This is a genomic window from Brachyspira sp. G79 (assembly GCF_002379365.1).
Lineage (GTDB): Bacteria > Spirochaetota > Brachyspiria > Brachyspirales > Brachyspiraceae > Brachyspira.
Map to the genome: position 1 here is coordinate 155,802 of NZ_JQIU01000007.1, position 16,145 is coordinate 171,946.

13 protein-coding genes are annotated in these 16,145 nt (G+C 27.8%); 10 read left to right on the forward strand and 3 right to left on the reverse strand.

The window, feature by feature from the left end:
* The 8 genes from KQ44_RS00780 to KQ44_RS00810 form a co-directional block, all read left to right on the forward strand.
* Positions 1–682 (forward strand): pyridoxine kinase (locus tag KQ44_RS00780; protein ID WP_096735826.1); only part of this gene is annotated, 682 nt, incomplete at its 5' end.
* Positions 670–1,713, forward strand: a complete 1,044-nt coding sequence (locus KQ44_RS00785) for a hypothetical protein (protein ID WP_096735827.1) — start codon at positions 670–672, stop codon at positions 1,711–1,713. The genes KQ44_RS00780 and KQ44_RS00785, both read left to right, overlap by 13 nt.
* Positions 1,714–1,950: 237 nt before the next feature.
* Complete coding sequence (locus KQ44_RS00790) at positions 1,951–2,859, forward strand: radical SAM protein (RefSeq protein ID WP_096735828.1); 909 nt, start codon at positions 1,951–1,953, stop codon at positions 2,857–2,859.
* Positions 2,860–3,227: 368 nt separating this feature from the next.
* Positions 3,228–3,380: a 50S ribosomal protein L19 gene (locus KQ44_RS00795; RefSeq protein WP_168171242.1), complete on the forward strand. Its 153-nt coding sequence runs from the start codon at positions 3,228–3,230 to the stop codon at positions 3,378–3,380.
* 107 nt (positions 3,381–3,487) lie between these two features.
* Positions 3,488–5,467: a hypothetical protein gene (locus KQ44_RS00800; protein WP_096735829.1), complete on the forward strand. Its 1,980-nt coding sequence runs from the start codon at positions 3,488–3,490 to the stop codon at positions 5,465–5,467.
* A gap of 18 nt (positions 5,468–5,485) precedes the next feature.
* The gene (locus tag KQ44_RS15340) at positions 5,486–5,611 is read left to right on the forward strand and encodes a hypothetical protein (protein WP_276307022.1); all 126 of its coding nucleotides are present in this window, start codon (positions 5,486–5,488) and stop codon (positions 5,609–5,611) included.
* Between the two features lie 266 nt (positions 5,612–5,877).
* Positions 5,878–8,055, forward strand: coding sequence for a PTS transporter subunit IIABC (locus tag KQ44_RS00805; protein WP_096735830.1), 2,178 nt, complete (start codon positions 5,878–5,880; stop codon positions 8,053–8,055).
* Positions 8,056–8,252: 197 nt separating this feature from the next.
* Positions 8,253–10,058: a methyl-accepting chemotaxis protein gene (locus KQ44_RS00810; protein ID WP_096735831.1), complete on the forward strand. Its 1,806-nt coding sequence runs from the start codon at positions 8,253–8,255 to the stop codon at positions 10,056–10,058.
* A 297-nt stretch (positions 10,059–10,355) separates the two neighbouring features.
* On the opposite strand, the gene KQ44_RS00820 is transcribed toward KQ44_RS00810, so the two are convergent.
* On the reverse strand, positions 10,356–11,444 hold the full coding sequence (locus tag KQ44_RS00820) for a PP2C family protein-serine/threonine phosphatase (protein WP_096735969.1): 1,089 nt from the start codon (positions 11,442–11,444) through the stop codon (positions 10,356–10,358).
* 175 nt (positions 11,445–11,619) lie between these two features.
* Between KQ44_RS00820 and KQ44_RS00825 the strand changes: the two genes are divergently transcribed.
* A complete protein-coding gene (locus KQ44_RS00825) occupies positions 11,620–12,516 on the forward strand; it encodes an N-acetylneuraminate lyase (RefSeq protein WP_096735833.1) in 897 nt (298 codons plus the stop codon).
* A gap of 91 nt (positions 12,517–12,607) precedes the next feature.
* Positions 12,608–13,072, forward strand: a complete 465-nt coding sequence (locus tag KQ44_RS00830) for a YhcH/YjgK/YiaL family protein (protein WP_096735834.1) — start codon at positions 12,608–12,610, stop codon at positions 13,070–13,072.
* 679 nt (positions 13,073–13,751) lie between these two features.
* On the opposite strand, the gene KQ44_RS00835 is transcribed toward KQ44_RS00830, so the two are convergent.
* Positions 13,752–14,702: a flavodoxin family protein gene (locus KQ44_RS00835; protein ID WP_096735835.1), complete on the reverse strand. Its 951-nt coding sequence runs from the start codon at positions 14,700–14,702 to the stop codon at positions 13,752–13,754.
* A gap of 492 nt (positions 14,703–15,194) precedes the next feature.
* The gene (locus KQ44_RS00840; protein ID WP_096735836.1) at positions 15,195–16,136 is read right to left on the reverse strand and encodes a TDT family transporter; all 942 of its coding nucleotides are present in this window, start codon (positions 16,134–16,136) and stop codon (positions 15,195–15,197) included.
* Positions 16,137–16,145: the final 9 nt, after the last annotated feature.

Consider the following 16,145-nt stretch of genomic DNA (forward strand, 5'->3'; position numbering starts at 1 on the left):
TTCTCATATACCTGGTTCAGATGATAAATTAGAAGTTCAAAGAGAATCTATTATCAATTTAATAAGAAGATCAAACAGCAATGAAGCTTTTTTGGACTATATATCATATACATATACTATACTAGAAAATGACATAATAAGACAGATAATCTCCATCTCTTGGATTAAAGGCAATGGTATTGAGGATAGAATTATTAATGATGATAAATTTGAACTTAATAATAATGAGCTTATAAATTACATATCTATACTCTTGGTATTAAGAGATATAATGCATACAAGCTATATAGCCTCTCTTCCTATATACTATGAATACAAGTATGAACCAAAAGAGTTTATAGATAAAGCCAGAGAAATGATAGAGCATTCTATATCAAATATATCAACACTAGAGCATATTAATCCCATATTTATAGCAATAGCAGCTAAAAGTGTTTTACCATATTCTATAACAAATGATGAGCTTTCAAGTTCTTCTAAATTAATAGCAATACTTTTTAATTTGTCAAGAATAATGGCTTCATATCCTTATACTGATAAAATTATAGAAAACACTCAGCCTATATTTTCAAGTGCTTTGTATAACTTGGTAAACAACGCTTCTTTTTTGGGACTGGATTATAAAATGGTTAGGGTAATATATGATAAAGCAAAAACAGGAGAAATAAAGTGGAAAAACTAGCAAAATATAATATCACTTTTATAGTAGCTGCTGTATCATCTTTAACTATAATATCGATGTGTGCATACATGATAGTGAATATGCATACTTATATTATGAGAGTATTAATGTTTATAGAGTTTTTATGCTCTTTTTATTTTGTATGTGTTTTCTTCTATAAGATGAACAGATACTCAAGAATAGAACTTTTCTTCTATCTTATTGTATATTTAGTACCATTTGTATTATCAATATTAGGTCTTTTTTATATAACTAACTTTTTCTCTCTAAACAGAGTATTTTTAAGAGAAAATATTGCAGCCTCTTTCCTTACAAGAGGATATCATGTATTATTTATATTTTATATATCACATATAATATATTTCTTTTATTTGTTTAGTGCTGAAAATAAAACCAGCTTTTATTCTCTTATATCATCATATTTTATAATAACTATTTCTATCATTATGGCTATAATATTTATAGTATTATACGGAGTAATAAACTGGGTATTTGACAATAAAATCATTACATCTTATGAAAACACAAAAAATGAAATTGTATATGAAGCAGAACTTGCTTTTTCTCAAAATGCTGATAATGATAAATTAGAGTATGAAGGATTTGCTAAAAGCTATAATATGGCGGCAATTTATTATGAAAATGAACTTAAATACAGAACTAATAATTGGGAAGATTTCGAAAGCAGACATTTGCTTTTTGAAGCAGCTATTATGCAGGGAAATGGATTCTTATTTATAGGAAGCGGAAAAGATTTTACATATCCTTATTATATGTTTATACTAATATACGTAATAGTAAACTCTTTAATATTAACTTGCTCAATAATATTCTTTAAGATTTTCCTTACTAACAAATTTAGTAATTATGTTCATATTATGATAAAGGGTTTTAAAGAAGATAGTTATATATATGCCATAGAAACAGAAAATATGGATAATACCGAAATTAAAACTTTATCAGAACTATACAATAAAAAATTATTAACTTATAAATATAGAGAAAGATTTATTAAGATGTTCACTAGATAATATTATTATCCATTTTATATTTCTAATTTGCAAGTATTTTTTATAAGTTTAATATAATAAATATATTTTTGTTTTATCAATTTTTTCTAAATCAATATTTTTATATTATAGATGTTTATGTGTAATATTTTTTTAAATTTTTTGTTTTGATTTTTACAACCATACTTGATAAAAATATTAATATACAGTATTATATATAAATATAATGTTTTAATATATTATTAAAGAGATAAATATATGATTAAATACAGAGAAATTAACTGCAAATCAGCTTTAAATAAAATAGATAATGAATATGGATTTTGCTATGATTTAAATATTTACAGAGGATGTATCCATAAATGCTATTACTGTTTTGCTGTATATTCTCATAAATATATTAATTCAAAAGATTTTTTTGGTGAAATATTTGTAAAAAAGAATATTGCAGAAGTTTTAGAAAAAGAATTAGCATCAAGAAATTGGAAAAGAGATATTATTAATCTAGGAAGTGTTACAGACAATTATCAGGAAGCAGAAAAAGATTATAAACTTATGAGAGATGTTTTGAAACTATTAATAAGATATAAAACTCCAATGTGTATATCCACAAAAAGCGATTTGATATTAAGAGATTTTGACTTGATAGATGAGCTTTCAAGTATAGTACCTGTAAGAATAGCAACAACAATAACGGCATTAGATGAAAAATTATCTTCATTAATAGAGCCTAATGTAATAATCCCAGAGAGAAGATTAAATATATTAAAAGAGTTTAAAAAGACAAAAGCTGTAACAGCAGTTCATACTATGCCAGTAATGCCTTTTATTACAGAAAATGAAATTGAAAATATTTTTAAAAAAGTGAAAGAGTATAATATAGACTATTGTGCAACAGATGTTCTCAAATTAAGAGGAGAATGTAGAAAGATATATTTAAACTTTGTTAGGCGTACATTTCCAGAACATTATAAAAAATATTTGTATATTTACGGAAGCGATGGGCTTTTAAAAGATGAATATAAAGAAAAACTATACTCAAAAATAGAAGCACTAGAAGAAAAATATAATATTACATATAAAACTAAAGAAGAACTCAATACAGAAGATAGTGTTTATAATAGATACAAGAATAAAGTGCTGGAAGAAGAGCCTAGTTTATTTTAATTTTACATCATAATATATTAAATCAATATAAATTCATTTTTTATTAGTATTATTTTACAATTAATATTACGTAATTCATCATAAAATAACAAACTTAAAAAATTCTTTGTCAATTACTTTGAAACAACCAATATATATTTTTTTTATACTTTTAAATATAATTAATATTTTTATATTATAAATAAATTTTATATAAATTTTTTTATTAATATTATAACACTATATATATAATTACATAGTATTATTAATATTATTTAAAATAAATATATGGTTTTAAAATATATAATAAATTAATATATATAAATAAATTGACATATTTAATTAATTAGTGTATAATTTCAAGTAACTATTTACTTAAAGAGAACATTATGACAAGCATCAAGCATCAAGCATCAAGCATCAAGCATCAAGCATCAAGCATCAAGCATCAAGCATCAAGCATCAAGCATCAAGCATCAAGCATCAAGCATCAAGCATCAAGCATCAAGCATCAAGCATCAAGCATCAAGCATCAAGCATAATAATATTATTTTATTTATTACACATCATTATTTTATATCAAAAAAATTATTATGATAACAAAGTCATACCTTTTGACTTTTTATAAAAATATTTAAGGAGTAAAACTATGAAAAAGTTTTTTTTACAATTTTTTATAGCAGCTTTAGTAACCATTATTGCTGTAAGCTGTTCTAAAAGCCCAACAAATCCATCAGGAGGTATTAACACACCTGCCAGTCCTAGCGAATTTGTAGAAAAATTAAAATATATAGGCATGGTAAAGGCAGGAGAGCAGGAGTGGAATTTTGCGACTATTAGTCAATCTGGAAATGTTTTGACAGTAAAGCCTATGAATAATAATAAGTCTGGATATTTAAGAGGGCTTGAAAATTATATAAGAGAAAAAATATATGAAATTGAAGAAAGTTTTCAATATGAAGTGAACTTTATCACTTCTGACAGTACTGCCTCAGACGGATCGGAACCCAATTCGCAAGCAAACAGTAATCCTTTAGAAGCAAAAATAACTTTTGATGACAAACAAACTGGAAACCCAGTAACTGATGCAAATTTTAAAGACGGCTTTATATTAAAAATAGAAGCTAATGCAAATTGGGCAGTTACACCTGAGGCTACAGAAGAAGATTATAAAAAATCTATCAATCAATTAGGCACTATAAATGTAACAGGTAAAAGCGGAAATACTTTTGCTGTTAATTTTGGCGATTTAAATGTAACTAAAGAAAGTCAATATAGATATACTGCTAACTTAACTATAGACGCTAACGGCAAAACTGATACTATTGATTTACTTAACTTTGTAAATGCTATAGAAGGACAAATATCAAAATCAAAAACAGAGTATTTAGAAATATCTTATGTATCTATTAGTAGTGAAAATAGTTTCTATATTAGTTTTAATCAGGTATCTGCTAATAAAGTAATAAATAATTCTGTTAATCTTCAGGTAAACTTTAGTGGAAATTTAAGCTTTGCTAAAAGAGATTTGAGTATAACTATTAACAGCATACCTGAAATAGTTACAGACAACAGAGGTGAATATAAATCTGCTGAGTTTAATATTTCTACAGATGCAGAAAGTATAGGTTTTCAATCTACATCAATAGTAGAAACAACTTCAACAGGAATAAAAATTGATTATATTTCTGCCTCTTATTATAAAGAAGATGGAGCTGCATCTATACAATTGCAAGGTAATGATCTATTAAATGCCCATAATACTTTAAAAGCAGGAGAAACTGCAGAATTTGAAATAACTTTCACAGCAAGAGCTAGCGGATATAATGATAAAACAGATGTAAAAGTTACTCTTAAAATTAGAAAAGGAGATGACTTACCTGATATAACATTAGATGAGTTTAATACTTGGCTTAATACTATTGAAGTAAGCGGATTCAGCAAAAGTGTAGGCTCTGCTTCTCTTACTCTTACAGCATCAGCAGATACTACTCCAGATACAGCTTTAAATAACATTAAAGAGGCTTTGAAAAAACTTTCTAAAGATAAAATAGTTATTGATGATTATAGTATAAATTATTTAAGCTGGAGTACATTCCCTACAGGAAATAAAGACGGCATTATAAATGTATATAGCATAGAGGCAGCAGAAGGATATGCATTCAGTGATGAGTTAAATAATGGCGGCTATGCTAATTTTACAATAACAGTTAAAGCTGCATCAAGCTGGCCTTTAAATATATCTATAGAAGGTGCAGGTTCAAGTTCTTCAAATCCTTTAACTGTTAATTTGGGAGACGGAACTGTAAATACTCAAGTTTCTTATACAATAAAATATCCTGAAAATGCCCAACAGGCATATAATATAAGCGTATCATCATTAAAACAGGCTGATTCAATAACTGACAGCTGGGGTTTAGTTGGTAATCAACTTTTTAATCAATATAATAGTTCGGCAGTATTGGAGATACAGTCTTATGCAGTTCAAAATATAATAAATGATCAGAACATAGCTAAAGATTCATCTCAAGTTTATAAAGTTACTTTAACTGTAAACTATAGTATGAATGGTTCAGTTTTAGAAGATATTGATTTGTATGTAAAATTGGTTAAAGATTATTCTGCATAATACGTATTGGATTTAAGTATGAATATATATGATAATGCTGCAGTTATTAATAATTTATCAAAAGTAGATAGTTATATATTCAGTGATACAGTGTTTGATACTTCAACTGGTATAACAATTGACTACTTCTCAAACTTGGCTTGATTAATTTCAATCATTATTTTCAAAAAAGGCTGTCTGCTTTTTGCGGGCAGTCTTTTTTATGAACATAATAAATTAATTATAATAATTCAATATAAAAGCCAATTTATAAAAATTGTTGATAAAAATATATACAATTATAAAAAAATTTATTATACTTATAGTAAGAATTGATGTTTATATGTGATATTAGTATACATAATACTTTATTTTATCATGTCTCTCATATTCTTATCAAAAATATATTTTAATAATCTGGAGTTCTTTATATGAAGGATAAAATTTTCGGTGTACTGCAAAGGGTAGGAAGATCATTTATGCTTCCTATAGCCGTACTTCCTGTTGCAGGTTTGTTTTTAGGTATAGGAAGTTCATTAACTAATACCACAATGCTTGAAACCTATAATTTAATGGGTATCTTGGGGCCGGGTACTATTGCTTATGATATATTATCAGTATTAAGTGAGGCTGGTAATATCATATTTGGAAACCTTCCCATTATATTTGCTATGAGTGTAGCTATAGGTATGGCAAAAAAAGAGAAAGAGGTTGCTGCTTTATCTGGAGCTATAGCATTTTTTGTAATGCATGCTTCTATAGGTAAAATGATACAAGTTATGGGCGGAGCTGAAAAACTTTTGGCTGGATCTACTACAAATGTTGTAGGTATATTATCACTTCAAATGGGTGTATTCGGTGGTATTATAGTAGGTCTTGGAGTAGCTGCTTTGCATAATAAATATTATAATATAGAGCTTCCTCAAGTATTGTCATTTTTCGGCGGTACAAGATTTGTTCCTATAATATCTTCTATAGTATTTTTAGTAGTTGGTATATTGATGTATTATGTATGGCCTCCAGTACAGGTTGTCATGAATAAATTAGGAGACTTAATAGCTGGTTCTGGTTATATAGGTACTTTATTCTATGGTATAATAGAGAGAGCATTAATACCTTTCGGACTTCACCATGTATTCTATACTCCATTATGGCAGACTTCACTTGGCGGTACTATGATGATAGACGGCAATTTGGTAGAAGGTGCTCAAAACATATTCTTTGCTCAGTTAGGCTCCCCTACTACAACTGCTTTCAGTGTTGAAGCTACTCGTTTTATGACTGGTAAATTCCCATTTATGATATTCGGTTTACCTGGTGCTGCTTTGGCTATGTATAAAACTTCAAGACCAGAAAAAAGACAGGTAGTAGGTGCTTTGCTTTTCTCTGCTGCCCTAACAGCTATGCTTACTGGTATTACTGAGCCTATAGAGTTTACATTTATATTCGTAGCTCCTATATTTTATGCTATTCACTGTGTACTTGCAGGTATATCTTTCATGCTTATGCATATACTTCATGTTACAGTAGGTATGACATTCTCTGGCGGTTTTATAGACTTGTTGTTATTCGGTATAATACAAGGCAATGCTAAAACTAATTGGGTATGGATAGTAATAGTTGGTGTTGTTTATTTCTTTGTTTACTATTTCCTATTCTCTGCCTTAATTAAAAAATTCGATTGGAAAACACCTGGAAGAGAACCAGATACAGAAGAGCCTAAACTATATAGAAGATCTGATGTTGAAGCTGCTAAAAATGCAGGAAAAGAAGGTGAATCATCTCCAGCATCTAAATATGAAGAAGCTCCTTTAATAACATCAGGGCTTGGCGGAAAGAAAAACATAAGCGATGTGGACTGCTGTGCTACAAGACTTCGTATAACAGTATTTGATGCCTCTAAAGTTGATGATGCTCTATTAAAACAAAGCGGTGCTGCTGGTATTATCAAAAAAGGAAATGGTATACAGGTAATATACGGACCTAAAGTTACTGTAATAAAATCAAGACTTGAAGATTATTTGCATGATCCTATAAGTGATGAAGAAGTATCTGTTAATACTGCAAATACTGCGTCAGAAACAGTAAAACAGGAAGAAAAGAAAGAAGAGCCTTCTGCAGATAAAAAAGAAGAGAATAAAGAAACTACTTCTTTGGTAGATAAAGTATATGCTCCTATAAAAGGTAATATAGTAAAATTAGAAAGTGTTAAAGATGAAGCATTCTCAAGCGGTGCTATGGGTAAAGGTATAGCTATAGAACCTAAAGAAGGTAAAGTATATGCTCCTTTTGACGGTATAATAGAGACTGCTTTCCCTACAAAACATGCTATAGGATTAACTTCTGATAATGGAGTTGAACTTCTTATCCATGTTGGTATGGATACTGTAAAATTGGGCGGTGCTCACTTTATTTCACATATAGAAGAAGGACAAAAAATTAAAAAAGGTGATTTATTATTGGAATTTAATATTGAAAAAATAAGGGGAGAAGGATATCCTACACTTACTCCTGTTATAGTAACAAATTCTGATGATTATTCTGAAGTTAATGTTATAAGTGCTTCTTCTGTAAATATAGGTGACGATTTGCTTGATATAAAAAAATAAAAAGTAAAAAACAAATAATATAAAAATAGGAGAGTTATTAATTTAGCTCTCCTATTTTTTTATTTTATTTTTTTATTGCATTTTTTCTATTTTATTATTATATTATCAATATAATTTTTTTGATTATTAATTAATAATATTTGATAATATTACCGAAAAATGTTAATTTATTAATTAAAAGATTTGGAGAATTATTTATGAATGATAACAAAAAGAAGTATATATTAATGCTTAAATTTTTACTTCCATTTGCTGGGTTTATAATAGTTATAGTTGCAGCGTTGATGTTATATTTTATACCTAGGTACGAAAGAGAATTTGCCTTAGAGATAGAGTCTAATATGTATAAGAATGAAACATCAGTTACTACTTGGCTTAATTATTATTATTCACAAATAGAAGTTTTAGCAGCATATTGTAAATATGAAACAGATTATACTCAAATGCTTGATTCTTTTAAGGAATTAGAAAGCATAAAAGAAGAGATTAAAAATATACATTTCAGCGGAACAGTATCATATAAAGACGGAGGATTATTGGTAATAGTATACGGAGATAATATTGAAGGATTTGACCAAACTACTAGAGAATGGTATATAGAAGCTAAAAAAAATCCTTCCAACATATTTATAAGCTCTCCATATATAGATGCAGAAAGTAAGGAAACAGTTATTACTATATCCAAAGGCGTAACATTAAATGGAAGTTTTATAGGTGTAATTGGTATAGATATATCTTTTAAAAAAATATCTGAGCTTTTGCTTAGCAATAGCGACAGTAAATATTATATAGCATTAGAAGATGGGCTATTTATTACTCATTCGGACAATACTTTAATTTTTAATAAACAAAGAACTATATATACAGAACTTAATGCTCCTAAACTCAATGGAACAGATTATACTTCTAGTATTGGTAAATCCAAATGGACAGCCGTGTATGATATACCTAATACTCCTTGGCTTTTAGTTGGAAATGGAAGTTCATCTTATCTTAATAATAAAATAATCACACTTTCTATTATAATGGTTGTTGTTGCTATAGGATTTTTATTAATTCAGTTTGTACTTGTTATGTTAAATGTTACACCATTATCTCAAACTTTAGATAGAGCTATAGATGTTATAAAAAATATGACAGATAAACATTTCAATGCTGTATTTGAAGATAAGTTATTAAAAAAGTCTGACCAAACAGGTGTTTTAGTAAATTCTATACAGAATATGCAGAAATCTCTTGGAAACTCTATACATTCTCTACAAGAATCTTTAAATTTTATTAATAATGAAATAGATACAGTTTCTGATGGAAGTACAAATTTATCTGACAGAACTAATACTCAGGCTTCTTCACTTGAGGAATTATCTAGCTTAATAGAATCTTTATCATCATCACTTGATGAAACAAATATTCAGTCTAATGATGCTAAGGATATGAGTGTAAAAGTGGCAGATGCTACTAAAATAGGGGTTGAATCCTCTTCAGAAATTATAAGCAGTATGAGTGAGATATCTGAATCTAGTAAAAAAATATCAGAAATGACAAAACTTATACAGTCTATTGCTTTTCAGACAAATATACTTGCATTAAATGCAGCAGTTGAGGCTGCAAGAGCTGGGGAGCAAGGTAAAGGTTTTGCTGTAGTAGCAAGCGAGATACGTTCTTTAGCCCAGAATGTTGATGAAACGGCTAAAAATATTACTAATACTATTAATGATGCTTTAGCAAAAGTAGAGGCTGGAAATAAAGCCGTTGAAAACTCTTCAAAAATACTTGAGGATATAGAATCTTTAGCACAGGATATGCTTACTAAATTAAGCTCTATCTCAGAGAGAGCAGTTATAGAGGCTGACAGTATAAATCAAATTAATGTTTCTGTAAGACAGCTTAATTCTATTACAGGTGAAAATAGTAATTTAGCAGAGGCAAATGCTAGTTCCACAAAAGAAGTAAGAACAAAAATAGAAGATATGGTTGAACAAATTAATAGTTTTAAATTTTAATATTTATATAAAAGAAATGGCTTTTTATATAGGTCATTTCTTTTATATAAATTTTCTTCACAAAATATATATTATACTTGTTTCAAAACTAATTTCATTTATGATTGCAAGGACTAGACCTGAGAAATACACAGTTATCCTCTCTGCCGAAAGACTGCATATTTGATACTAAAATGATAATTTATACAACATATAAAACATTGTTTTTTAAATTTATTAATTAATAAAATTTTATATATAATCTTGTCTGGCATTTCTTAAATAAGTCTATTAATTTATAATTTAATAAAAAATTATCTATTTTAATTTAAATGCTGCAATAGTAAAATCATCATCAGGTACCATATATGAAAGATATTCATAAAAATCTTTTTCTATATTCTCCATTACTTTTTCTATTTTATTACTTCTATTATCATAAAGAACTTTTTTTAATCTATCTATACCATATAAATCGTACTTATTCTTTGATTTTGATGCTTCTGTTACTCCATCAGTATAAAAAAATAATATGTCATTTGTTTTTATATCAATTGTTTCTTCCTCATATTTTGCTTTTGGAAAAAGCCCTATTATAGTACCTCCCTTAGTAAATTCATTTATACTATTTTCTCTTACTAAAAGCATTGGAGTATGAGAGGCATTTGAATATGTAAGTTTTTTATTTTTTAAGTCTATTTCTGCTATAATCATAGTAAGATAATAGTTAATTGGAAGTATCTGTAATAGGTAGTTATTTATATCATACAAAAAAGAACTTACAGATTTGAAAGAAGAGGCCAAATTTCTAAAAGCTGTTTTAAACATAGCAGTAATGATTGCCGCCTCTACACCATGTCCGCTTATATCAGACATAATAAACAGTATTCGGTTATTATCTATATTTACATAATCAAAAAAATCTCCGCCTATTACTTCAAATGGTTTATATAATGATGCTGAAGTAATATAATTATTGTTTGGCATTTTATTTGGAATCATGTATTGCTGAAGTTTTCTTGCTTTTTTCATATCTCTCTTATATTGTTTTTTTATATTATCAAGTACATCATATCTTCCTAAAATATAGCTGTTTTTCTCTTTTAAGTCTATTATTGCCTTTTGATAATCATTTATTACAGAACTATTTATTTTTGAAAATCTGTATATTTTACCGTCTAATATCTTTTCTTCTATTTCTTTATATTCTTTAATTAAATACGTTTTTGTTAAATATTTGTAAAGTATAAATGAAGGAACAAAAAATAATAAAAATAATAGAAACAATAGTATAAATATAAATTTATTTTCATAATACGAAATAGAAGCTATATTAAGAAGTATAAACAGCACTAGAAATACTATAGAAATAAATTTTAAAAATATTAAAATACGCTCATCTTTCATTTTCATATACAAAACTTTATATTACAATAATGAATTATAACAAAAAGATTATAGTTTGCAAATATTTTTTGCAAAATAAAGAGTATAGATATTGCAAAAATTGGACTTACTTTATACAATATAGATATATTAAGCATACATAAACGCTTAATAAATTTTTTTAAGGAGAAGTAATATGAATAGATGCGAAGGTATATTATCAGCTCTAATGACTCCATTTACAAAAGAAGGTAAATTGGACGAAAATGTTTTAAGAAAATATGTAAGACATAATATAGACCGCATGAAAGTAGATGGTTTATATGTAGGAGGTTCTACAGGAGAGGGACTTCTTATGTCTAAAGAAGAAAGAATGGCAGTTTTTGAAATAACAAAAGAAGAGGTTGCTGGTAAAATTCCTCTTATTGCTCATGTAGGTACTTTAAATCTTAATGAAGCATGCGAAATGGCAAATAAAGCTGAAGAATTAGGTTATGATCTTATTTCTGCTGTTACTCCATACTATTATCCATTCTCTTTTGATGATATTAGCAAATATTATAATACTATATTAAACTCTACAAGCAAAACACCTATTGTTATATATTTCTTACCTACACTTTCAAATAACAGTATATCTTTAGATGATTTTGGAAAATTATTTGAAAATGATAGAGTAATGGGTATAAAATACACTTCATCTGATTTGTTCCTACTTGAAAGATTAAAACAAAAATTCCCTACAAAAATGATGTGGGCAGGTTTTGATGAATTATTAATAGCTTATGCTTCTTATGGTTTAAGATCTGGTATTGGTTCTACTTACAATATTCAAGCTCCATTGGCTAAAAAAGTTATAGAAGCTGTTGAAAAAAAAGATATGGAAGAAGCTTTAAAAATTCAGCATAATATGAATGATGTAATATCAACTTTATTAAAAGTAGGTATATATCCAGCTCTTAAAGAATGTATTACTTTCTACGATCCTTCCGCTGTTTCTTACTGCAGAGCTCCTATGGGTTCAAAACCTCTTGGTGAAACTGAAAAAGCTTTATTAAAGAGTATGTTTGATAAATATTTATCTAAACTATAATTAAAAAAGTATTATTTTTTGATGTTATGCTTATTAAACATAATTGTTCACGTGTGCATAACAGCATTAAAAAATTATTAAAGGATTTATTATGATATTAAAACCAATAAACAGTGAATTTAATCAGGATTTTCATGATACTATATGGAAAGCAAAAAACTATATTAGAGATCATTATGATGAATTAAAAAAACTTCCTAACGGGAAACATTTACTAGACAAAGAAATTTGTGAGGGTGCTTTTATCAATGTTGCAGAATATGATAACAAAGATAATCCGCCTTGGGAATCTCATTTAAAATTTGTTGATATTCAGATTATATTTGAGGGGGCTGAAGATTTTATCATAGCAAATACTTCTACTTTAAAGCCTAAAACTTATGATGAAAAAACAGATTATCATGATTGGGAAGGTGAAGGAACTGTACGCTTAACTTTATCTCAGGGAGAAATTTTGATACTTCTTCCTTATGATGCACATAGAGTAGGACTTCCTCCAAAAACTGGAAAAACTCATGTTAAAAAAGCTATAGTAAAAGTTCCATATAAAGCTTAATAAAAATTAATAAAAAAATTTAAAGACTGATGCTAGAATTAGTATCAGTCTTTTATTTGTTCTAAAATTATTTTAATAATTATTAGTAATAGTTTAAATATTTAGTGGAACAATTTTATTTTGTAAACAGACACACTTTATATAGAATTATATACTTTTTGACGTACAGCTCTGCTGTTTTTGCCCGAGGTACACTTCGCGAAAAAACAATTGCTATAATTTTATATTTTAAAGATATGTATTAAATTGTAGGATATGACTTAAATTTAGGCTAAAAATGCAGGCTTTTGCTACTTCGGGCTGTGTCTGCTTCTAACCACACAGGCGTACTTCGTATGTGGCACACCTATCTACGGTACGCAGAGCGTGCAGACAGGGTACAAACGAACTTGCTAGCATCATGACTGTGAAGCCCTCAATATTTTAAATTTAAAAAATTAATTTTTTGACAAACTATATTTTTTAGGTATATACCTACATACATATACAAAATTGCAAAAAACTATATTTATTTTTGATAAGTTATAGTTGTTTAAATTCAGCATAAAATATGTGACTTACAAAAATTGTCTCTTAATATATTTTCAACATATATATCATAAGCAAAAAGCACTATGATAAATAATTAAATATTATCATAGTGCTTATTTTTATTTTATTGAAAAAGTTTTATTAACGGCTATTTTATAGTTTCAAATTTCATTTCTCTGAATTTCTTATATTCTTCTTCTATTTCGCTTTTTTTCGACATAAAATTTTCTCTTGTATGAAGTATTTCCTGCAAATGAACAGCCCTTGCTTCATTGATATTTCTGTCTCTTATAAGTCCATTTTCAGCAATTACAAATTTATATTTTCCATTTTCATCTTTTACTAAATCGCCACCCGCACCGCATACAGCACATTCAAAATTAAATTTCACTCCGTCCCAATGCTCATCACCTTGATATATTAAAGAAGAATGACATCTAGGGCATAATCCCAAATCAGTATCTCCAAGCCATTTTCTTTCATTAACGGGTGTATTTATCGCATCAACAATATTTTTACCCATCTGATAAGCTCTTTCTAAATAGTCTTTATGTATTAAAACATTACCAGGTCTTCCAACACTAGTAGCCAAATACATATCAACAACTGTCATAGATTGAGTAAACATTGTAGCAGCAAGTCCTTCCAAACTCATAGTCTGCCAATCATGTTTGGATCCGCCTACAGCTATAAGACCTGCAACTGTATGAGGGTCCTCTTTTACCTGCCCTATTTGTATTCTAAAAGATAATTCGTATGCCAAAAATCTCTGAGCAAAAGATAAATATAGAGAAGAAGGAAGGAGATCATATGTAGGACAACCTACTATTATACCTTGACATTCATTCATAACATTTACTATTTTATCCATATCATCTTTTTCTTTGTAAATACAACCCTTATACTCCCCACCTTCTTTAAATATTTTACCCATAGCTATAGTACAAGATTCACATCCTGAGCATGGTTTTATATTGTAATCAAACAGATTAATAAGTACTACTTCACCGCCTGCATCTTTGATAGCTGTTAAAGCTTGTTTCACCAAAATTTCACTATTGCCATTATGTCTTCCAGCTACTATTCCCATAACTTTCATAAAATATAATTCTCCTTTTTATAAAAATGATTATTACTGGACAGGCTGCCAGTCTTCGTTTTTGAATATAAAAGAGTAAATTATCGAAGTTTATCGGAAATCTTATATTAAAGAACTAATATAAGCCCTACCTTATTAACACATATAGCATACAATATATTTTAATATTGTCAATATAAAAATATGATATTATCTACTGAATTTTATGAACAATTAAAGCATGTAAATTTTAGTACATACCTAGACAATTACAATTTGTCAAAAAATTAATTTTTTAAATTTTGATATTTGCAGGGCTTCACTACCGTACCGCTACCAACTTCTTTTTGACTTAGCAAAGCAAACCTTCGATAAAGCAATCGCTAAAGACTGCATATTTGTGTATTAAAATAACAACTTACACAATATATAAAACATTATATTTCATAATTTCAAAATTAAATAATTTTAAAGTTAATATTGTCAAGTACTTTTGAAACAAGTATAATAGTATTATTTATTTTCTTTTATAACATTATTATGAACAAAGAACATCATATTAATAAACACATAAAGTATCATCATACTTGCTATTATAAGCTCAAATATAGCTATAGCACCCCATACATTTGAATATTCTCCATTAATACTTTTTGAATAATTAGCATATTTAAGCAAAGCCTGAGCACCAACAGCCAAAGGGAAAGTATAAGCTGCAAATAAAGGTATAAACTTAATTCTAAAAGCCCTTATAAGAGATAAATAAACCTTAAATGTGGTAAATAATCCCAAAGCTAAAAGAAAATTAAGCAAGGCAGTATTGTAAGTTTGAAAAGCTGCTAAATAGCCGCATAAACAAAGATTAGCAGGAGCACCCATTACAGCAAAAGCAGGAAATCTGTCATCAGGTAAAGGTTCATGAAAAATAATTCGGTAAAATATAAAAGGAAATATTACAATATAAAGAATAGTTCCTATATAAACTATTATTTGAGACACTTGAGGAAAACCCATATTAGCACCGCTAACAGCAGCAACAACTATACCAACAGGAGGAACAAACCAGCTAGGCACCATATGATGTAAATCTTTTAAATTAATTCTGTGTGCTATAAATGTAAAAGCAAATATTATATGTACAGCAATTGCAATAAACCACATAGCTATACCAAGAGGTCTTATAAACTGTACCACAGAAGAAGATATAACCATAACAGCCATATCAAGAGTAGGAATAGTGCTTCCTGCAACTGGGTGTTCTAAATCATTTAGGAAATCACCAAATGATGAAAATATTTTAGTTATGACTGTAAGTATTAAAATAGATGAAATTACAGCACCAATATAAGCAAAATACTTAATGCCAGTAAATATAGTCCAAGCATTAAATATACCTCCTATACCAAGTGCTAAACCAGTAAGAGCCAAAGGCATTTTATTAATTTTATTTATCATTTTATTACA

Coding starts and splice junctions, on each gene's coding strand:
- KQ44_RS00790 (WP_096735828.1), top strand. CDS start 1,951: ATGATTAAATACAGAGAAATTAACTGCAAATCAGCTTTAAATAAAATA.
- KQ44_RS00795 (WP_168171242.1), top strand. CDS start 3,228: ATGACAAGCATCAAGCATCAAGCATCAAGCATCAAGCATCAAGCATCA.
- KQ44_RS00800 (WP_096735829.1), top strand. CDS start 3,488: ATGAAAAAGTTTTTTTTACAATTTTTTATAGCAGCTTTAGTAACCATT.
- KQ44_RS15340 (WP_276307022.1), top strand. CDS start 5,486: ATGAATATATATGATAATGCTGCAGTTATTAATAATTTATCAAAAGTA.
- KQ44_RS00805 (WP_096735830.1), top strand. CDS start 5,878: ATGAAGGATAAAATTTTCGGTGTACTGCAAAGGGTAGGAAGATCATTT.
- KQ44_RS00810 (WP_096735831.1), top strand. CDS start 8,253: ATGAATGATAACAAAAAGAAGTATATATTAATGCTTAAATTTTTACTT.
- KQ44_RS00820 (WP_096735969.1), bottom strand. CDS start 11,444: ATGAAAGATGAGCGTATTTTAATATTTTTAAAATTTATTTCTATAGTA.
- KQ44_RS00825 (WP_096735833.1), top strand. CDS start 11,620: ATGAATAGATGCGAAGGTATATTATCAGCTCTAATGACTCCATTTACA.
- KQ44_RS00830 (WP_096735834.1), top strand. CDS start 12,608: ATGATATTAAAACCAATAAACAGTGAATTTAATCAGGATTTTCATGAT.
- KQ44_RS00835 (WP_096735835.1), bottom strand. CDS start 14,702: ATGAAAGTTATGGGAATAGTAGCTGGAAGACATAATGGCAATAGTGAA.
- KQ44_RS00840 (WP_096735836.1), bottom strand. CDS start 16,136: ATGATAAATAAAATTAATAAAATGCCTTTGGCTCTTACTGGTTTAGCA.